This is a genomic window from Porphyromonas sp. COT-239 OH1446 (genome assembly GCF_000768875.1).
Lineage (GTDB): Bacteria > Bacteroidota > Bacteroidia > Bacteroidales > Porphyromonadaceae > Porphyromonas.
The window spans coordinates 69323-89320 of the sequence record NZ_JRAO01000030.1; the positions used below are offsets into that span (position 1 = coordinate 69323).

Annotated in this window: 12 protein-coding genes and 1 tRNA gene; 9 read left to right on the top strand and 4 right to left on the bottom strand. The window is 53.3% G+C overall.

Annotated features, from left to right (window positions below):
• Nucleotides 1–7: 7 nt before the first annotated feature.
• Nucleotides 8–3001, top strand: coding sequence for a putative LPS assembly protein LptD (locus tag HQ37_RS06655; RefSeq protein WP_036881668.1), 2994 nt, complete (start codon nt 8–10; stop codon nt 2999–3001).
• A gap of 118 nt (nt 3002–3119) precedes the next feature.
• On the opposite strand, the gene galK is transcribed toward HQ37_RS06655, so the two are convergent.
• From galK to HQ37_RS06670, 3 genes are all read right to left on the bottom strand, one after another.
• Nucleotides 3120–4268: a galactokinase gene (gene galK / locus HQ37_RS06660; RefSeq protein WP_036881669.1), complete on the bottom strand. Its 1149-nt coding sequence runs from the start codon at nt 4266–4268 to the stop codon at nt 3120–3122.
• Nucleotides 4269–4370: 102 nt separating this feature from the next.
• Nucleotides 4371–5678, bottom strand: coding sequence for an MFS transporter (locus HQ37_RS06665; protein ID WP_036881671.1), 1308 nt, complete (start codon nt 5676–5678; stop codon nt 4371–4373).
• 55 nt (nt 5679–5733) lie between these two features.
• Nucleotides 5734–6804, bottom strand: a complete 1071-nt coding sequence (locus HQ37_RS06670) for an aldose epimerase family protein (protein ID WP_036881673.1) — start codon at nt 6802–6804, stop codon at nt 5734–5736.
• Nucleotides 6805–7390: 586 nt separating this feature from the next.
• Here HQ37_RS06670 and HQ37_RS06675 point away from each other — a divergent pair.
• The 4 genes from HQ37_RS06675 (at nt 7391) to HQ37_RS06690 (ending at nt 15812) form a co-directional block, all read left to right on the top strand.
• Complete coding sequence (locus HQ37_RS06675) at nt 7391–11854, top strand: translocation/assembly module TamB (protein ID WP_036881674.1); 4464 nt, start codon at nt 7391–7393, stop codon at nt 11852–11854.
• Between the two features lie 32 nt (nt 11855–11886).
• Nucleotides 11887–12834 carry an alpha/beta hydrolase gene (locus tag HQ37_RS06680; RefSeq protein ID WP_036881675.1) on the top strand — a complete coding sequence of 316 codons (948 nt, stop codon included), beginning with the start codon at nt 11887–11889 and terminating at the stop codon, nt 12832–12834.
• A gap of 405 nt (nt 12835–13239) precedes the next feature.
• Nucleotides 13240–14709 (top strand): potassium/proton antiporter, encoded by a 1470-nt coding sequence (locus tag HQ37_RS06685; protein WP_036881676.1) that lies wholly within the window; start codon nt 13240–13242, stop codon nt 14707–14709.
• A 17-nt stretch (nt 14710–14726) separates the two neighbouring features.
• Entirely contained in the window at nt 14727–15812 is a 1086-nt protein-coding gene (locus HQ37_RS06690) for an ATP-binding protein (RefSeq protein WP_036881677.1), read from the top strand.
• Between the two features lie 62 nt (nt 15813–15874).
• On the opposite strand, the gene HQ37_RS06695 is transcribed toward HQ37_RS06690, so the two are convergent.
• Nucleotides 15875–15958: transfer RNA gene (locus HQ37_RS06695), tRNA-Leu, on the bottom strand.
• 250 nt (nt 15959–16208) lie between these two features.
• Between HQ37_RS06695 and rpmH the strand changes: the two genes are divergently transcribed.
• The 4 genes from rpmH to HQ37_RS06715 all read left to right on the top strand — a co-directional run bounded on the left by rpmH (nt 16209) and on the right by HQ37_RS06715 (nt 19934).
• Nucleotides 16209–16361, top strand: coding sequence for a 50S ribosomal protein L34 (gene rpmH / locus HQ37_RS06700; RefSeq protein WP_036881679.1), 153 nt, complete (start codon nt 16209–16211; stop codon nt 16359–16361).
• A 272-nt stretch (nt 16362–16633) separates the two neighbouring features.
• The gene (locus tag HQ37_RS06705; RefSeq protein ID WP_036881681.1) at nt 16634–17476 is read left to right on the top strand and encodes an enoyl-ACP reductase; all 843 of its coding nucleotides are present in this window, start codon (nt 16634–16636) and stop codon (nt 17474–17476) included.
• A gap of 203 nt (nt 17477–17679) precedes the next feature.
• Nucleotides 17680–18951 (top strand): cytidylyltransferase domain-containing protein, encoded by a 1272-nt coding sequence (locus tag HQ37_RS06710; protein WP_036881683.1) that lies wholly within the window; start codon nt 17680–17682, stop codon nt 18949–18951.
• Between the two features lie 2 nt (nt 18952–18953).
• The gene (locus HQ37_RS06715; protein ID WP_081951798.1) at nt 18954–19934 is read left to right on the top strand and encodes a glycosyltransferase family 52; all 981 of its coding nucleotides are present in this window, start codon (nt 18954–18956) and stop codon (nt 19932–19934) included.
• The last annotated feature ends 64 nt before the right edge of the window (nt 19935–19998 follow it).

Here is a 19998-nt window from a genome sequence, read left to right on the forward strand (position 1 = left end):
GCTATCAATGTTTTTCGATCAGAAGCTGCATCGTTATATCTATCCCCTCGGGGTCATCTGCCTGCTCGCCCTCTCTGCCTGTTTCCCTCGCAGAGACCGATCTGTCGTGGATGAGCCTCAGTCGCCTATCTTAGTGGCTCGAGAGGAGTTGCAGGCCGATAGCTTGCGCTTGCCCGTGCTCGCTCCTGTGATGGATAGCCTTCGAGAGCCGAATTCACCACTGGTGCAGCCCGCTTCTGTGATGGATAGCCCCTCAAGGGACAGCATTGCGGAGGATAGTCTCTCGGTGCTGGTAGATACCCTTGCTGGAGCACGCTCTCTAGAGAGTCTCGACACACTGGGCGTAGATACGCTCTCCAGGCAGATAGACCCTAGCCTCAATGCCTTCGACGACATCATCGAATACAAGGCACAAGACTCTATGGTACTCCTAGGGCGCAGTATGGCTTACCTCTTCGGCCCCAGCACGGTCGATTATAAGGATAAGGGGATGGAGGCGAACTTCATGCGCCTGAACCTAGACAGCAACTTAATTTACGCTCATTATATCCTAGATAGTACGGGGCAGGCAAGCTCCTACCCCAAGTTCAAGGATGGCTCAGAGAACTACGAAGCCAAGAGCATGAGCTATAACCTAAAGACCGCCAAGGGCTTCATCACGGGCGTGGTAACCCAGCAGGGCGAGGGCTACGTAACAGCCGAGCGAACGAAGAAGGCCGACGAGAGCTGTATGTATATGGAGGGCGGTCGCTATACGACCTGTAGCGATCATGATCATCCGCACTTCTACTTCAAGATCACACGGGGCAAGATGCGTCAGAGCAAGAACATCGTTACGGGGCCGGTCTATCTCGTCTTTGCCGATGTGCCGCTGCCGATCGGTTTGCCCTTCGGCTTCTTCCCCTTTTCCAGTACCTATTCTTCAGGGATCATTATGCCGAGCTACGGGGAGGAGGCTAGCCGAGGCTTATATCTCAAAGGTGGAGGATACTATTGGGCCATCAATGACTATGTCGATCTTGCAGCCACGGGGGATTGGTACTCTCGCGGGTCTTGGGGTGTTAATCTGCGTTCGAATTATCGTAAGCGTTACCGCTATGGTGGCTCGCTGAACATCAACTACCTCGTAACCAAGACGGGAGATAAGGATGTCGCGGGAGACTTCTCTTCGAGCAAGGACTTCCGTATTAGTTGGACACATACCCAAGATCCCAAGGCTAGCCCCTCGAGCTCCTTCTCGGCGAGTGTCAATTTCTCGACCAGTAGCTACAATCACAACTCGCTCAATACCCTCTATAACCCGATGATCTCGGGGCAAAATACCAAGAGCTCGTCGATCAGTTACAGCAAGACTTTTGTTGGGACTCCCTTTCGCCTCTCAGCCTCGATGGATGTGTCGCAGAACTCTGTAGATAGCATGATCTCGCTTAGTCTGCCGAATATATCTTTGAGTATGAGTCGACTACAACCCTTCAAACGCAAGAAGCGAGTGGGGAGCGAACGTTGGTACGAGCGCATCAGCCTCAGTTACTCCGGACAGTTCCGAAACTCCATTCATACCAAAGAGCACAAGCTCCTGGGGAGCAATCTGGTCAAGGACTGGAACAATGGCTTCAGCCACAGTATACCGGTCTCTGCCTCCTACAAGCTATTCGACTATATCGACCTGACTCTAGGGGCTAGCTATACCGAGCGATGGTATAGCTACAAGACTTTGCAGAGCTATGATCCAGCTACGGACAAGATCGTCAAGGAGCGTCAGTATGGTTTCAACCGAGCTTATAACTTCGGTACCTCACTCTCGCTCAATACGACTCTCTATGGCTTCTTCAAGCCTTGGCGTATCTTCGGAGATAAGCTACAGATGATTCGGCATCGCATGACCCCGAGCATTGGGATCAGTTATACCCCTGACTTCGGCGATCCGAAGTGGGGCAATTGGCGGAGGCTACACTATGTGGACAAGGAGGGCCGAGCACGAGTACTCGACTATTCACTCTATGAAGGGCAGGTATTCGGTGCTCCAGGAAGAGGCAAGTCCGCCTCGATCAACTTCAGCCTCGACAACAATATCGAGGCGAAGCTGCGGGTCAAGAGCGACACGACTGAGACCTTCGAGAAGGTCAGCATCATCGACAACTTTGCCCTCAGCTCGAGCTACAATATGGCGGCAGACTCGTTTCAACTCAGTGACATCAATGCTCGTATCGCCCTCAAACTACCAGGCAATATCAACCTCAACCTTAGTGGGAGCTTCGATCCCTATCTCTATGGGCATACAGTTGGCCCTCAGGGACAGATCAATGTGCATCGAGTCAATAAGTTGCGTATCCTCTCGGGCAAAGGCTTCGGGAGTCTGAGAGGTACAGGGACTTCGTTCAGCTATGCTCTCAACAATGATAGCTTTGTCAAACTTATTCGCCTCTTCTCTGGCAAGAAGGACAAGGGCGAGGAAAACAAGCAGGAGGGCAAGGGGCAGAAGAATAAGCGAGATCCAATGGAGTCTCAGAAGTCCAATCGAGACACTTCGCTCGGACAGATGGCCTCGGAGAACAATCAAGATCGCCAGTCCTCTGGAGGCTCTCTCTATGATAAGAGTAGGCAGGATGAGGGAGAGTATGATGCTGATGGCTACCTTAAGAATAAGATCCCTTGGAATGTCTCCCTGAGCTACGGTGTCAATCTGAATCGAGCCTCCTTTGACCCTAAGCGAGATGAATACAACTATCGCTTGCAGCATAGCCTAATGTTCTCTGGTAACATTCAACCAACGAAGAACTGGACTTTCAACTTCAATGCTAGCTATGACTTCGAGCGAAACAAACTCGCTAATTTGACCATTGGTATTAGTCGAGATCTGCATTGTTGGTCGCTGACTGCTAGCCTTATCCCGATAGGGCCTTACAAGTCGTACAACATCACTATCGGGGTCAAGAGCTCTATGCTCAAGGATCTTAAGTGGGATAAGCACAGCTATCCCAATAGAGCAGCAGCCTGGTAGTAACTCTTGTGTCCCTCGTCCCTCAGGTTGGTAGGATAAAAGGTTTCGGGTGCAGAGAAGTCATGACTTCTCTGCACCCGAAACTTCTTTTAGAGGGATCTCTAGAGCTTGATAGAGCCTAGGCTAGACGGCGAGCTCCGTCCGAGATCACTACGTCGTAGAACTTCGGCTCTCTGCCATATTTGGCTGTATAGCGAGCCTTCACTTCGGCCTTGAACTTGTCGTAGAGCTCATCCTTGACGAGATTGATCGTGCAGCCACCGAAGCCGCCGCCCATCACTCGAGAGCCTGTTACTCCCATTTCCTTGGCCAGGTCGTTGAGGAAGTCAAGCTCTTCGCAGCTCACCTCATAGAGCTTGCTCATACCATGGTGTGTCTCATACATCTTCTGACCGACTGTCTCATAGTCGCCACGCTCTAGAGCATCGCACACATCGAGTACACGCTGAACCTCTTCGATGACGTACTCAGAGCGCATGTAATCCTCAGCTGTGATCTCGGCCTTGACCTCGTTGAGCTGGGCCATGGAGGCATCTCGCAGATACTTCACCTCTGGGTATTTCTTTGCAATTGCAGCCACGGCAGCCTCGCAGCTCTCACGACGCTTGTTGTAGGCCGAGCTTGCGAGCTCATGCTTGACGACAGAGTCTACGAGTAGAAGACGATAGCCCTCTGGCTTGAAGGGAAAATATTCATATTCGAGGCTTTTGCAGTCGAGACGGATCAGATGCCCCTCCTTGCCGAAGACTGAGGCGAACTGATCCATGATACCACACTTAACACCTACATAGTTGTGCTCAGTAGCCTGACCGATCTTCGCCAGCTCGAACTTGTCGATGCCGAGGTTGAAGAGCTCATTGAGTGCGAAGGCAAAGGTACTCTCTAGCGCAGCCGAAGAGCTCATTCCTGCGCCTAGGGGCACATCACCGGCAAACACCGTATCGAAGCCCGAGATCTTACCACCACGCTTGATAATCTCACGGCAGACGCCGAACACATATCGAGCCCAGCTCTGCTGGGGAGCATTGGCCTCCTCGAGACCGAACTCCGCACTCTCGCCCAGGTCGAGTGCGTAGGCACGCACACGGTCTGTGCCGTTGAGGCGGATCTCGGCATACATGGCTTTGTCTACAGCCCCAGGGAAGACGAAGGCTCCATTGTAGTCGGTGTGTTCACCAATGAGGTTGATGCGTCCAGGAGAGGTGAATAGGGCTCCTGCCTCGCCGTAGAGTTCGGCGAATTTGCTTCTAATCTTTGCTGTTTCCATTTGTTTATTTGTTGTTGGAAGTCTATCTATAAAGAGGCTGGCGGATGACTGAGTCCTCAGCCATCCGCCAGCTGCTTTTCTCTATTGGGTCTATCTAGAGGACTAAGGCAGTTGCTTTACCTTGTAACCCACGAGGGCGTAGTAGAGGAGGTAGAGCTCTGCGGCCACTACGATGATCCAAGTCCACTGCCAGCTACCGATGAAGTCTACTGCCATGGCCTGGATGAAAGGTAGGATAGCTCCCCCCACGACACCCATCATCAGCACTCCAGTACCAGCTGAGGTGTACTTGCCGAGCTTATCGATCGCCAGGGAGAAGATAGCAGGCCACATGATTGAGTGGAAGAGTCCTGCGCCGACCATGATCCAGGGGTTGTTCGTAAGCATACCAGCGGCCACCAGGATACCAGCAGCGGCGGAGGTAACGGCCAGCTGGGCATTGGCACTGATCTTGCTGAGGAAGCTGCCCAGCAGACGACCCACGAGCAGACCGCCCCAGTACATAGAGGTCATGGTCGCTGCCGAAGAAACGTCGAAGCCACTGTCCTTGGCGTAGAGGGTGATGTTTGCTCCGACAGCTACCTCAACGCCCACATACATGAAGATGGCCACGACACCGAGAGCAAGGTGAGAGAAGCTCCATACGCTCTTCTCGAGCACTTCGCCCTCCTTCTTCTCTGCACTAGCAATGCTGGGCAGATGGATCTTGCCGAGGGCGGCGATGATCAGGCCCACGAGGACAATCAGGGCGAGGATGGGTACATAGAGCGAAGTGATGTCGATGTCCAGTCCGCTCTTCTGCTGGAAGATCACATAGGCTACGAAGAGTGGGCCTACGGTAGTCATCAGCGAATTACCAGCCCCTGCGATGCTCTGACGCTGTACAGCGGATGTGCCCTTGACGTCGCAAGCTACGAGATAAGGGTTCACCACAGCCTGTAGGTAGGTTAGAGCCGTACCGGCGACGAAGGCAGCCACCAGGAATACATAGTAAGCTATGGGCACCTCAACAGCACCTGTGTACTTGAAGCTATCGCCTGCTGCCTTAGCCTCGGCGATGATCCCCTCGAAGTTAGCCTTGTCGAAGGTCTCGAAGACATAGGCTGAGAGCTCATAGAGGCCAAAGGCTGCGATGAGGATGAAGAGTCCGAAGGTCAGAGACTTCTTGTAACCATTCTTGTCCACATAACGATTGGTGAAAGGGCCCATCACTAGATAAGCCAAGAAGAAGGAGAAGTTGAGCAGGTTCGTCAGTGTGATGGTCATGCTGCCGCCCTTGATCAAGTAGGCTGCCTGCATAGGGCCTTGGAACTGCTGGTTCAGATTGGTAATCAATCCGATGAGCGACATCAGCACCACCATGATGACGAATGGCATGAAGTAGCTCTGCTGTTGTTTGATTTGGTTCATTGTTTTTTGAAACTACGTATTTGGGTTAAACTTAAACTGTTTCTACCAAAGGGCTCTATTGCTTCGTTTGGAAGGCGAAGACTGTGGTCGAGCGAAAGGTCTCGCCTGGCGAGAGGCGTGTCGAGGGATAATCAGGTCTATTAGGGCTATCGGGGAAGTGCTGCGTCTCGAGGCAGAGAGCTGCGCGGGCAGGGTAACGAGCATCGTGTTTGCCACGCATGTTGCCACTCATCCAGTTGCCCGTATAGAGCTGTACGCCTGGTTGGTCGGTGTAAACCTCCATGACGATGCCGGTCTTGGGCGATGAGCATCGGGCTGCGAAGCCGAGCTTACCCAAGGGTTTGTCCAGGATGAAGGTGTGGTCGTAGCCACGAGCCCAAAGGAGCTGGTCGACAGGAGTGTCAATGCGTTCGCCTATGGTGTGAGGGGTGCGGAAGTCGAAGGGCGTACCTTCTACCGCCTCAGCCTCCTTGTAAGGTATGGCAGTATTGTCCGTGGGCAGATACTTTTGGGCGTTGATCTCGAGCAGATGATCGTGCACGCTAGCATCGCCGTCGCCAGAGAGGTTGAAGTAGGCGTGATTCGTCAGGTTCAGCACCGTGGGCCTCGTCGTTGTGGCTTTGTAATCGATGCAGAGCTCGTTGTCGTCGCTCAGGGTGTAGGTAACCTCTACGCTGAGCTCTCCAGGATAGCCCTCCTCACCATCGGGCGAGGTGTAGCGCAGGCGGAGCTGGTTGGGAGCTAACTGTTCGGCATCCCAGATGACAGCGTTGAAGCCCTTGAGCCCTCCATGCAGGGCGTTGGGCCCGTTGTTGATTGCCAGGGTGTACTCCTCTGCATCGAGGCTAAATCGTCCCCGTGCAATGCGGTTGGCGTAGCGTCCACAGATAGCTCCGAAGTAGGCCTCCTCACTCTGCAAGTAATCTGTCGTGCTGTCGTGTCCGATGACTACGTCGGCCCAGCCGCCAGTCTTGGTGGGGACTACGAGGGAGACGAGCTTCGCTCCTTGGTTGATGAAGTGTGCTTCTGCTCCGTGCTTATTCTCTAGGGAATACAAACGTACTTGCTTGCCTTCCACAACGGCGTCGAATGCCTCGGGGTTGAGCCTTGCTTTGTTGTTGGCCATAGCTTGTCGGGGTATAAGGGTTCTTGTCTTTAGTTCGATGCTATTTCAGCGGGTCAAATATACAAAAACTTCAGTTTATTCTCTTTTTTCGCCCGAGCCTGCACTTTTTACTCCAGGTCGATCCTATTCTTCTCTTGAGCGAAGCTCTATCCTCTCCTCACTTAAGTTCTTACTGATGCCTCTGTGGGGTTCTATTTAGATCTCTATGGAGCTCCTATTTGGATCTCACTTGCGCTCCTATTTGTGCCTCTATTGAGGCCCTATTTAGATCTCTATGGAGCTCCTATTTGGATCTCATTTGCGCTCCTATTTGTGCCTCTATTGAGGCCCTATTTAGATCTCTATGGAGCTCCTATTTGGATCTCACTTGCGTTCCTACTTATGCCTCTATTGAGGCTCTATTTAGATCTCTATGGAGCTACTCCCCAGGCTCTTGTCTCCAGCACGATAGAGCCCCCCTCCGAGGGTAGCTCAGTACCCCATTCAGGGGCTTTGTGCAAATGCTGCGGTCTTAGTACCTTTGTGGGGTTGTATCCATAGGCTCGAGAAAGGCCTTGGAGCAACGTCTAGGGCTTGAAGATTAGAGATGTGGAAGTGGCAGTTTGACAAGCGAACCATCCGTGTACTCCGTGTAGTGACCATGATCATCGTCGCTGTATGGCTCTTGCTCTATATCCTGCCCTCTCTGTTGCTGCGCATCGACTGGGTGCAGCGAGAGGTCGGACGCTTCGCCTCCCGTGAGCTCAGCCAGCTCCTAGGAGCTGAAGTCGAGGTCGAGCGCATCGGTCTCTCTAGGGGCGATGTGATCGCCATCGACGGGATCAAGCTCAAGGACGAAGAGGGACGTCAAGTACTCAGAGCTCATCGCCTCCTGGGGACATTCAGCTGGAGAGAGCTCCTCATGGGGCAAGAGGCTCGGATCGCCTCGGCACGCCTCTTCGACCTAGAGATCGAGCTACAGCAAGACCCCGAGACTGGGCGACTCAACATCCAGCATATCATCGACCATCTCTCACAGGCCGACTCGACCTCTAACGAGACCCCGATAGTCCTCAATACGCTCCTCATTCGTGATGCCCATGTTCGCCTCCTGCGTGGTGCTGATACGCTCCTATGTGTCGAGAGGCTATCGACCAAGATCGATCTTCTGCGTGTCGCTGCAGACGAAGTCTCGGGCATCATCGATCAGCTCTCGGCCCAGCCTCAGTGGGCCAGTACGCTCGAGCATCTCTCGGCCCAGGTCGAGCTTCGGGCGGGGCGGCTGACCCTCTCCGACCTCATGCTGCGCCTTCCCCATAGCCATCTATTCGTTCCCTTACTCTCTATCGACACGCAGCGACCCCTATGGCGAGCCATCGAGAGGCTCGAGCTACACGAGCTCTCACTCTCCCCCCTGGACCTCATGCCTTGGCTGCCAAAGCTCGCCTCCGATCATGAGCCCCTGCGCTTAGAGCTGAGGGCAGAGGCAACCGAAGAGGGACTCAGCATCCGGGGGCTAGAGTCTAGCATCCAGGGCCGCTTCTACTGTACGCTGCCCGAGGGGCAGATGAGGCTCGATGCCGACGGCCATTACCTCGGGGTTGAGGCTCAAGCCCTAAGCTGGGGCATTCGCTCGCCCCTAGCATTACGACTCCTGGATCTCTTGGGGATTGAGGAGGCTTCTCCCCTTAGACGGCTCTCTAAGCTCAGTCAGCTACAGTTCTTAGGTCGTGTGGCCCACGAAGAGGGGCGTCGGGCAGAGCTCTCCGGACGTCTATCCTCATCTTTGGGCGAGCTGCGGGTGAGGCTCGACCTAGGTCTCTCCGGGGGGGAGCTTTCGAGCCTGTCATCCGAGTTGCAGACCGAGGGCTTGCAGCTCGGCCCAGTGCTCGAGGGCTTGATCCCTCTAGACTACCTGCGGGCTTCACTGCAGATCCATGCGCAGCAGCAGGGCGACCTCTGGAGCGGAGAGCTTGAGGCTGAGCTCCCCGAGTTCTCCTGGGCTGGGGAGAGCTATGGCGCACTAACGCTTCGGCTGAGCCCTGGGGCTTCATCTCGAGAGCATCATCTCTCTCTCGAGAGCCGAGACCCAAGAGCCCTAGGGCGGATCGAGGGGGACTTCTCCCTACTGGCGGGTGAACCCCGAGACCTCAGCCTCGAGATCAATATCCCCCATTTCGAGCCAGGTCGGTTAGGCCTCTGGGACGATCCCGAGGGACGGATCTATGAGCTCCTCAGCTCCATTCGCCTCGAGAGTCTAGGGCTCGAGACCCCATACGCACAGGTAGATCTACATCGATTGAGCAGCCGAAGCTCCATTGACACCCTAGAGCTCAAGGGCCTTAGGGCTACCCTCTCCTCCAAGCCAGAGGAGCGTAGCCTGAGCCTGGAGAGCTCCTGGCTCAACCTTAGAGCTCGAGGTTCGTATGACCTCGTGCGCCTGCCCGAGCAGCTCTGTAGCTCGTTGCTGGGCCGCCTGCCTTCGCTCGCTAAACTGAGGCAGCGACGAGCCCAGGGACAGACCAAGATCCATATAGAGGCTAGGGTCGAGCACCTACCGCTAGCCCTGACACGATTAGCCAGCCTCCCGCTCTCGCTCGAGCGTCCTCTTGATTTCTCAGCCCATTATGACGAGGTCGAGGGCCTCATACGCGCACAGCTGCGAGGGGATGGGCTCGGCTATGGAGGCTACCGCTTCGATCAGATACAGGCCCGACTAGAGGGCGATAGCCTAAGCCTGGAGAGCGACCTCACGCTGCCTGACGGCTCGACCCGCTACTTCGACACACGCCTCGACCTCAGCCTCGTGGGCGAAGAGCTTCGACTCGCACTAGCCCTTGGACGAGATGCCTCAGGGGAGTCGAACGGCTCCCTTAACCTCTCTGCACAGCTGGATACTGAGCCAGATATGCTCTCTAGCAGACCGAGGCTTCTCGGGGCGGATATCCGCCTCTCACCCTCGTTAGTGAAGGTGCATGGGCAGATGTGGGCCGTATCGCCCGCCTCGATCTCTGTCGGGGGCGACTCGATCATGGTACAGAACCTAAGCCTGCGCACCCAGGATCGATCCCTCAGCATCAACGGAGGGCTCGGCTCCGAGCCCGATGACCGTCTCTCGATCGAGCTCGAGCGGATCAACCTCGGGTATATACTCTCGGCCATAGGGGTAGACTTCAACCTAGTCGATCTCGATCTGACGGGTAGAGCCTCGGGACGCCTCGAGGGCACACGCTTCTTGGCCGAGGCAGAGCTGCGCAGCGATAGCCTCCTGCTCGATGGCTATCGGGTAGGGGAGATGGATGCTCGCCTCAAGTGGGATAGCCAGGAGATGAATATCTACCTCAATGGTCTCGTTCGCCAGGAGCATGGGGGGCAGACCAAGGTAGATGGTTACATCCGCCCTGCCGATGGGGCAGGCATAGACCTTCGTTTCGATGCTGATCGATTGGGGCTGGGCTTCACCTCCGTATTCCTCAGTGCCTTTTCCGATCATGTAGAGGGTCGTGGCACGGGAATGATGCGCCTCTTCGGTCTCTTCGACGAGGGGGTGTCGATCGAGGGCGAGGTGGACGTCGATGGTGGACAGCTCGGCATCATCCCTTTAGGGACACGCTATCGCTTCGATCATCGTCTGCGCTTCACACCCGAGCAGATGATTTTCGATGGGCTCGAGATCCGAGACGAAGGCAAAGGAAGGGCCCGTCTCGATGGGGTCATCCACCACCGCTATTTCGATGCGATGCAGCTAGACCTCAAGATCTCCGATGCACGGCAGATCAAGGTCTTGGAGAGTAATAGCCGTAGAGGAATGCCTGTCTATGGCTCGGCTTATGGGTCTGGCGAGGCACATCTCTATGGCTCGCTGGATCGCCTACGCATGGAAGTCGATCTCGTCAGCGAGGCGGGCACGGATGTCGTTTTGGACTTTGCACCGACCAAGGCCTCGAGGGATGACCATCTGATCACCTTTAGGCCGCTTAGGACTGAGGGCGAACGCTCCGTAGAGGATGAACTCATTCCTACTATTAGTCCCTCGGGAGCTATAGACATATTGCTGCGGCTGAAGGTAACGCCCGAGGCGAAGCAGACCCTCCGACTGGGCGATGGAGTGGGGAACGAGCTCAAGGGACGCACAGAGGGTAGCCTACAGATCCATCTGCCCTATCTTGGAGCATCGAGTGTGTATGGAGTGCTGAATGTTCTCGAAGGGAACTATGTCTTTCGTTTAGAGCAGTTGGCACACAAACGTTTCAACCTGCGTGAGGGCGGTCGTATCGACTTCAGAGGCGATCCCATGAGGGCCAATATTGATCTGCAAGCGATCTATGCCCTAACGGCCAATATCGCAGATCTAGACCAAGAGCTGGCGACAGAGGCTCGCCGAACCAACGTCCCTGTTCACTGCTTGCTCGAGCTCTCTGGTGAGTTGAGCAAGCCCGATATCGCCTTCGGTATCGAGCTCCCTGGAGCTGAGCGAGAGCTCGAGCGTCGGGTACGCTCGCTGCTACACTCGGAGGATGCGATCAATAGACAAATGCTCTACCTAATTGCTCTAGGGAAGTTCTCTCCCCGAGAAGATCGTCTCGAACAGTCGCAGAGTAGTACAACCTCGAACCTGGCTGCCGTGGCCTCGTCTGCCCTATCGGAGCAGTTGTCTTACCTGCTGGGCAATCTGTCGCAGAACGTCCGTATCGGGACGAGTATCAAGACCCGTAATGTCTACTTCGAGGACACTGACATTGAGCTCCTATTCTCGGGTAGCTGGTTCGACGACAGGCTCTCGATCCATGGCAATGTGGGCTATCATGACAATCCCTTCTTGCAAAATACATACATCGGTGAGTTTGACCTTGAGTATAAGCTCAATCGGTCAGGTTCGTTGCGTCTAAAGGCTTACAATCGCTACAACAACATGTATCAGTACCTGAGGCAGTCCTTGACGACACAGGGGCTGGGCCTCCTGCTGCGTCAGCGTTTCGATTCGCTCGGGGAGCTCTTCCCTTGGGCGAGGAGGAGAACATCCCCCAAGGACAGCCCCCTACCTCCTCCAGTCCAAGTAGAGGGCAAGTAACCACCTATTTACGTTTAACATCGGTAACGATTATGAATAAATGGCTTAAAAGAGGGCTTTGGCTTGCCCTTGTTTTGCTCATCGGCATTGTGGGGCTCTCGCACTATATGCTTGAGAGCTCACTGCGCCCCGCCCCTCGAGGTCGAGACCTTGAGGGTTCGTACGAATACATGTTCGATACCTATCCTCGCCTTGAGGGTTGGGTCGATAGCCTGCGGCGTGTCGGGGGGCTGCTCGATACGACTATCGTCGCGGATGATGGTGCTCGTCTGCACGCTCTTTATGTCCGGGCCTCGAGACCGACTACGGCCACGGCAGTCATCATCCACGGCTATACGGACAATGCCATCCGTATGCTCATGATCGGACAGATGTATCATGCCGATCTTGGCTATAACATTCTGTTGCCTGACCTGCGCAATGCAGGTCTGAGCGAGGGTGATTACTTTCAAATGGGTTGGCTAGACCGTTGGGATGCTCTGCGTTGGATGGGAGTGGCTAACGAAATTTTTGGAGGCTCTACGCAGATGGTTGTCCATGGGATTTCAATGGGAGCGTCTACGACAATGATGCTCTCGGGCGAGCGACAGGCGGACTATGTGCGCTGCTTCGTCGAGGATTGTGGCTATACGAGCGTATGGGAGGAGTTCGCTTATCAGCTGGGTCTGATGTACGGCTTGCCCTCCTTCCCTCTGATGGATGTAGCGAACTTGATCTGCCGCTGGAGGTATGGCTGGGCGTTGGACGAAGCTTCGGCCCTCGAGCAGCTACGTCGTGCTCGTCTGCCGATGCTTTTCATCCATGGCGACCAAGACCACTTCGTCCCCACGTCCATGGTGTATCCGCTTTTCGAGGCCAAGGCAGAGCCCAAGGAACTGTGGATTGTGCCCGAGGCTGCGCATGCCATGAGCTACCGAGATCACCCTGATGAATACACTGCTCGGGTGGGTGCCTTTGTCTCTCGCTACATCTCCCGCTGATCGCTCGAGGAGCTCAGGAGCAGTCCTACGGAGATCCTATTTAGACCTTGACGAAGGGGGTAGATGAGTCTTCGAATGGAATCTCGGTAGAGCCTCACTCGAGGTATAAGTAGGACTTCGATCGAGCTCCTATTTATGTCTCATCTGCGATCCTACTTGGGTCTCACTTGTGGCCCTATCTATACCTCCATCGAGGCCCTATCGAGATCTTGACTAGTATCCTATTTGTACCTCGCTCGAACCCTCGGAGGACGATCGAGCGAGTAGGGATGAGGGAGTGGTCGCTTGTCCTCGAGCACGGTCAATTTACCTCTCTTACAAGTCTCTAAGTTCTTCTGCTGTCGAATTACTATCTTTGTAGGGCTGGATAGGTACCAGTCGGAAAATCTTTTTACACAACATTTGATGGAATATATTGCTACGACCGAGATCATTCTGCTCATTGGCTCTCTGCTCATGCTCGCTGGTATTTTGGCTGGTAAGCTGGGCACTCGCTTTGGCGTACCTGCGCTTTTGCTCTTCTTGATCACGGGGATGCTCTTCGGTAGTTCGGGTCTTGGGCTCGAGTATAGCGATACGGGGGCAACACAGTTCTTCGGCACTGTGGCCCTCTCGGTCATCCTCTTCTTCGGGGGGATGGAGACTAAGATTAGTGATATTCGGCCTGTGCTTGGCCCAGGGATTGCCCTCTCGACGGTGGGTGTATTGTTGACGACTTTCTTTTTCGGGGGCTTCCTCTATTGGATGGGGACGTTTAGCTACTTCTCGATCCATTTGAGTTTTCCTATCGCTCTGCTGCTGGCCGCTACGATGTCGAGCACAGACTCAGCCTCGGTCTTCGCTCTGCTGCGCTCGAACAATATGCATCTGAAGGAGGGCATCAAGCCCATTCTCGAGCTAGAGAGTGGAAGTAATGACCCGATGGCTTATATGCTCACCATTGCCCTCATTCAATTCGTTACAGGCGGCAGCGATGGCTCATGGTGGAACATCCTCTTGACCTTCGTCCTCCAGTTTAGTGTTGGTGCAGGTGTGGGTTTCCTTTTTGGACGCATTGCTGTACTCTTCCTTAATCGGATCAATATTGACAACGGGGCTCTCTATCCGATTTCACTACTCTGCGCTGTCTTCCTAACCTATTCGATTGCTAGCCTTCTACTAGGTAATGGCTATCTTGCTGTTTACATCATGGGAATTATCCTTGGCAGGTACAAGATTGTGCATAAGAAGAGTATCCTGACCTTCTTTGATGGGATTACTTGGCTACTCCAGATTGTTCTCTTCATCCTTCTTGGTCTGCTTGTCAATGCCGAAGATCTCATTGTTGTTGCTCCCTTCGCTCTGTTGGCAGGGCTCTTTATGATCTTCGTGGCTCGTCCGCTAGCTGTACATCTGAGCCTCTTGCCTTTCTCCTCGATTAGCTACCGTGCCAAGTCATTCCTCTCATGGGTCGGTCTGCGTGGGGCTGTGCCTATCATCTTTGCTACTTATCCGCTGATGAACAATGTCGAGGGGGCCGATACGCTCTTCAACATCGTCTTCTTCATCACTCTGCTCTCTCTGCTCATACAGGGGAGCTCCCTGCCACAGGTAGCTCGTTGGCTTGGCCTCGATGATGAGGTCTATGAGCATGTAAGTCTCTTCGGTGTCGAGATCCCCCAGCATACTGGGGCGCAGATGGAGGAGAGGCTCGTGGAGCACCAAATGCTCGCCTCAGGAAACAAGCTTATGGAGCTGGATCTAAGAGAAGAGGAGCTAGTCATTCTAGTACGCCGTGGAGAGGATTATATGGTTCCTAAGGGCAAGCTCGAGATTCATGTGGGGGATGTGCTGCTTATCGTATCGGCGCGTGATCCTTCTGACCAACACCATTAACTATATTACCTCATTAAATGAATAAAAATATTACTCGTATCGCCCTGACAGGAGGCCCCTGTGCAGGTAAGACTACGGCATTGGCCAAGATCATCGAACGCTTCAGCGACTTGGGCTACTTGGTCTATGCCCTGCCCGAGACCCCAACGCTCTTCAGCAATGCCTCGATCAACTTTGCTACGCCCGACAAGCATTACTTCTACAATATAGAGAAGGCTGTGCTGAGGTTTCAGCTCCAAATGGAGGATGTTTTCATGGATCTAGCACGACAGGCGAAGCAGCCTGTGATCATCATTGCCGACCGAGGCACGATGGATATATCCGCCTACATGGAGCCTACGATCTGGCAGGCCATGCTCGACGAGCTTGGTCTATCTGAGGTTAAGCTCCGCGATGCTCGCTACGATGCCGTGATCCACATGGTAACGGCAGCTATCGGTGCGGAGGAGTTCTACACGACCGAGAATAATAATGCTCGCCACGAGAGCGTCGAGGAGGCTCGAGAGCTCGATAGTCGCATCCTCAAGGCTTGGACGGGACATCCTGAGCTGCATATCGTCGAGAATAACGTAGACTTCGACCTGAAGATCAAGCAGACCCTCAAGGCCATCCGCTCCATCCTCGGCGAGGAGGATGGCAGCACGGGGGCAGAGCAGCGGCGTAAGTTTCTCGTCCGAGTGGTGGGCGAGATCCCCTATGGTGTCGAGGCCGAGATCTATCAGACTTATATCACCGAGGAGGATGGTAGTAGTATTCGCCTGCGCAAGCGAGGTCTCCGAGGCAATTACGTTTACTTCCTTAGCCAAAAGCATCGCTTGAGCCAAGCCTCCAAGAGTATCATCACCGAGCGTCAGATTAGCCCCGACGAGTATCTCAACCGTATGAATCTCATCAGCGCGCAGGCACAGGTAACCTCGCATCATCTCTTGCGCAAGAGCTTCATCTGGGCCAAGCAGTACTTCGAGCTCGATCAAGTCCTCGAGCCTCTCATGCAGGAGTATGTCCTCGAGGTCAAGATGGCTCGAGGCCTTGAGGTCAAGCTCCCCCCCTTCCTCGAGCTGATCCGAGAGGTTACAGGCGATGCCGATTACGCTCGTCTCTAGAGCCCTAAGAGGGCAAACGAAAGATCCCGTCCCTAGAGAGCTCTAGGAACGGGATCTACTAGTACCCGGAGCCGGAATCGAACCGGCACGAACTTGCATTCATTGGTGTTTGAGACCAACGCGTCTACCAATTCCGCCATCCGGGCTTGGCTTAGCGAGGGCAAAGATATGTATTTCGGTTCGTTTTCCAAAGTATCAGTCCCTCTTTACCTCTTTTCTCCCTCTTGGTTCATCTCCCGAGGGGGTCAAGGCTTCGCTCGTGAAGGTTATTTCGTATCTATCAAACGAGCAGTTCGCAGGAGAATGTGTTTGGAGTTTAGGGAAGAAATCACTACCTTTGCGCTCCAAAGTGTCAACGACCTAGAGAGTAATAAGTAAATCAAAATAATAATCGAGATGAAGAGAACGTTCCAACCATCCAACCGCAAGAGAAAGAATAAGCACGGTTTCCGCTCACGCATGGCCACTGCCAATGGTCGTCGTGTGCTGGCTGCTCGTCGTGCCAAGGGTCGTGCTAAGCTGACCGTTTCTGACGAGTATGTAGGCTAGGCCAAAGCTCATCCCCCCTCGCCCTAGCTCTCGCAATAGCGGCATCATCCTAGAGCCAAGGCCGAGATCGAGCGACACAAAACAGATGAGAGCTGTGCGATGGAACGACAAGGATCGTTCCATCGCACAGCTCTCTCTTTCTTTATCCCCATAGTCTCTCTCTGCCGAGGCATCCCCAGGGAGAATAAAACTGAGGCTTGGCATTCTCTTGCACAAAATGATTACCTTTGTGCCAAATAAACGAGTATTCACTCAAAGCAAAACGAATTATCATGGCTTATAATCTACTCAAGGGCAAGAAGGGGATCATCTTCGGAGCCCTCAACGAACAGTCTATCGCTTGGAAGGTTGCCGAGCGTGCCGTAGAAGAGGGTGCAGAGATCATCCTGACCAATACCGCCGTAGCTGTACGCATGGGACAGCTCAACGAACTGGGCGAGAAGCTCGGTGCTAAGATCGTCCCCGCAGACGCTACCAGCGAGGCTGACCTCGAGGTGGTATTCCAAACGGCAATGGATACCTTCGGTGGGCAGGTAGACTTCGTCCTACACTCTATCGGCATGAGCCCCAATGTGCGCAAGGGTCGTAGCTACGACAATCTCGACTACAAGATGCTGCAGTCCACGCTCGATATTTCTGCCATCTCGTTCCACAAGATGCTACAGACGGCCAAGCGTCTCGACGCTATTGCTCGTGGAGGCTCAGTTGTCGCTCTGACCTACATTGCTGCACAGCGCATCTTCTTGGGTTATGGAGACATGGCTGATGCTAAGAGCTTGCTCGAGTCCATCGCCCGTAGCTTCGGCTACTACTATGGCCGTGAGAAGGGGGTACGCATCAATACCGTGTCTCAGTCCCCCACCATGACGACGGCTGGCAGCGGTGTCAAGGGGATGACAGACCTACTCAACTTCGCAGAGGACATCTCGCCCCTAGGCAATGCCGATGCCGACGACTGCGCCGACTACTGCATCACCCTATTCAGTGATCTTACGCGCAAGATTACGATGCAGAACCTCTTCAACGACGGGGGGTTCAGCTCCATGGCTATGAGCTACGAGGCTATGGAGGCCTATGCTGCTGGTCGTGAGCAGAGAGAGGCTGTCAAGCAGTAATTCCCGTCCCCTCTCCCCTCTGCCTAGCGCAGGCGCAGCACCAGCCATAGCTGCTGCTCTCTAGCAGATAGCCTACCTCTCTCGAGGTGGGCTATCTTTGCTTTGCTTCTAAATGCAATTTCATTGTGGAATTGGGATAAAATACTTTCCTTTGCATGTGTGTTGGTCGGAGAGCGTTTGCATACATCAAATATGTACAAATCATGAAAAAAATAGCCATCATTACTGCCCGGTCTGGATCGAAGGGTTTGCGTAATAAGAATATGCTCATGGTTGATGGTAAGCCAGTTTTGGCTTACTCCATAGAGGCAGCTCTAGACTCTGGTATCTTTGACAAGATTATTTTGACAACAGACTCACAGGAGTATATCGATTTCCTTTCATACTACCCAATAGATTTCGTTAAGCGTGCCCCTCACCTGGCCACAGATAAGGCCTCCAGTTATCAGGTTCTAGAGGATGTTCTCCTGCGCTACTCCTGGTATGACTATGACTATTTTGCCCTACTACAGCCTACTACTCCGATGCGTACTGCGCAGCACTGCATCGATGTCTGCAGAGCCTTCGAGGAGCGTTATGAGGACTTCGACTTCCTGGCCTCAGTAACTGAAGCCTCTAAGCCCACGGTCTTGACCCATGTCATCGATGAGGACTTGTCGATGAAGCATTGGTCGATCGATTATTCTAACTACTATAGGCAGATGTATCCAACTGAGTACTCGGCCAATGGAGTCTTCTATATTGCCAAACCTGAGGCATATCTTCAGCAGAAGCACTTCTATGGAGCCCGCAGTATGGCCTACAAGATGGATAAGTTTGTTTCCGTAGACATAGATACCCGACATGATTTCGAGTACTTCTATTTCTTGATGCAGCAAAGCAAGAGAGAGGAGCTCCTGCTTGCTCAGGCCAAAAGAGAAATAAAACTCAAGGATGCCTGCTTCGGACTTCTGGCCGACGTTTCTTTACTTGGAGGATCTCTTTTGGCTCTTTTCGATCACTCTGAGTACACCTCACTTCGGATTCAGAATCTAGCTATAACTGCAGCTCTAGCAGATCCTTATAGGAGTCTTGTTTTACAGCGAGAGGATCTTACCCTGGCCAAGAAAGTTGTCCTAGACCTTGGTCGTGATGACTTGCGTAAGGGCAAAGGAAGCCCAAAAGAGATTGCTCATCGTGTAGAGGGAGTGCTAGAATTGCTGCTGCAGAGAGACTCAGAGATAAAGGTTTGCCTACTGGAGTGCCTCAAGGGTCTGTTCCGTGTAGACTATGACAATACTCAGGTACAGGTGCTTAATGAATTGCTCCAGGCAATCTCTCAAAAATATGAGCGAGTGCATTGGGTGTCGCTCAACGAGCACTTCGTGGACTCCTACGGGAAGCTCTCGCGCATTTATACCAGTGATGGGCTGAATCTGAACACACAAGGGTATGATCGGTTATATGAAATCCTCTCCCCAATCCTGAAGCCCTGAGTATGAATTTGATTATTTGTTGTACACCACTTCAGGTTTTGATTGCGGAGCGCATCATAGATCTTTTCCCTGATGAAGATTTCATGGGGGTGATGTACTCCCTTACATGGAATAAAAAGTATGCCTACTATGCTCAAAGGCTAGAGGCCAAGTGCAGTAGATTTATCAGGGTCAAAGGCCTTGCATGCGATTCGAAGCAGCTGCGCAATAGGCCTTTGGCCTATTGGCAAACCCTGAAGCTTCTGCGACAAGGATTCAAGATGAGGGGGGGGCGCAAGGTCTTCCTCGCCAACATTGGAATCAATGACCTGAAGTTTCTTCTGCATCAATGCCGAGAGGCGACTTTCTATTCTTATGATGACGGAACCTTGAATCTTTCCAAGAAAGCCTTTCAAGCCGCTTTTCTTTTGGCATCGCAGGAGGATGGCGGTTACGAGAGACTTCTAAGGAAATTCTTCTGGCTTCCTCGTGCTCCAGAGCTTGTAGCCCGATTTGCCCATCACTATACGATCTACAAGCTTGAGAATGTCTTCGAGCCGAATACATACGTCGGGTTGTTCTCCTCAAGCGACAGACCTTCGATTGCACAAGCAAAAGAGGTCTCAGTTTTCCTCGGTCAGCCCGTCTATGAATTCGAGGACGTTACAGGAGAGAAGGATAAGAGGGTTACTAAGGTGATTTTAGAGCGATATAATATTCCTTATTATCTACCCCATCCTCGAGAGGGCTATCATGTCGATGGAGTTCAGTATATAGATACCCCGCTCATTGCGGAGGACTATTTCCTCTCGAGGCTTAAGGAGGACTCCTCGCTCTGCTTCAAGGTCTTCACTTACTGTAGTACAACGGCTGTCAATCTAGGAGAGAATCCTCGTGTTCGCTTTGTAGCCATTAAGCCAGAGGATCTCCCGAACAATCTATTGGAGACTTACGAGATCATTGAAAGAGCTGGTACTCCGATAGAATCTCTCCCCTCTGCCTAGCGCAGGCGCAGCACCAGCCATAGCTGCTGCTCTCTAGCAGATAGCCTACCTCTCTCGAGGTGGG

Excerpts from the sequence above, each read along its gene's own strand:
- HQ37_RS06710 (WP_036881683.1), top strand. The coding sequence starts at position 17,680 with ATGAAAAAAATAGCCATCATTACTGCCCGGTCTGGATCGAAGGGTTTG.
- HQ37_RS06685 (WP_036881676.1), top strand. The coding sequence starts at position 13,240 with ATGGAATATATTGCTACGACCGAGATCATTCTGCTCATTGGCTCTCTG.
- HQ37_RS06680 (WP_036881675.1), top strand. The coding sequence starts at position 11,887 with ATGAATAAATGGCTTAAAAGAGGGCTTTGGCTTGCCCTTGTTTTGCTC.
- HQ37_RS06670 (WP_036881673.1), bottom strand. The coding sequence starts at position 6,804 with ATGGCCAACAACAAAGCAAGGCTCAACCCCGAGGCATTCGACGCCGTT.
- HQ37_RS06675 (WP_036881674.1), top strand. The coding sequence starts at position 7,391 with ATGTGGAAGTGGCAGTTTGACAAGCGAACCATCCGTGTACTCCGTGTA.
- HQ37_RS06705 (WP_036881681.1), top strand. The coding sequence starts at position 16,634 with ATGGCTTATAATCTACTCAAGGGCAAGAAGGGGATCATCTTCGGAGCC.
- HQ37_RS06690 (WP_036881677.1), top strand. The coding sequence starts at position 14,727 with ATGAATAAAAATATTACTCGTATCGCCCTGACAGGAGGCCCCTGTGCA.
- rpmH (WP_036881679.1), top strand. The coding sequence starts at position 16,209 with ATGAAGAGAACGTTCCAACCATCCAACCGCAAGAGAAAGAATAAGCAC.
- HQ37_RS06665 (WP_036881671.1), bottom strand. The coding sequence starts at position 5,678 with ATGAACCAAATCAAACAACAGCAGAGCTACTTCATGCCATTCGTCATC.
- HQ37_RS06655 (WP_036881668.1), top strand. The coding sequence starts at position 8 with ATGTTTTTCGATCAGAAGCTGCATCGTTATATCTATCCCCTCGGGGTC.
- galK (WP_036881669.1), bottom strand. The coding sequence starts at position 4,268 with ATGGAAACAGCAAAGATTAGAAGCAAATTCGCCGAACTCTACGGCGAG.
- HQ37_RS06715 (WP_081951798.1), top strand. The coding sequence starts at position 18,954 with ATGAATTTGATTATTTGTTGTACACCACTTCAGGTTTTGATTGCGGAG.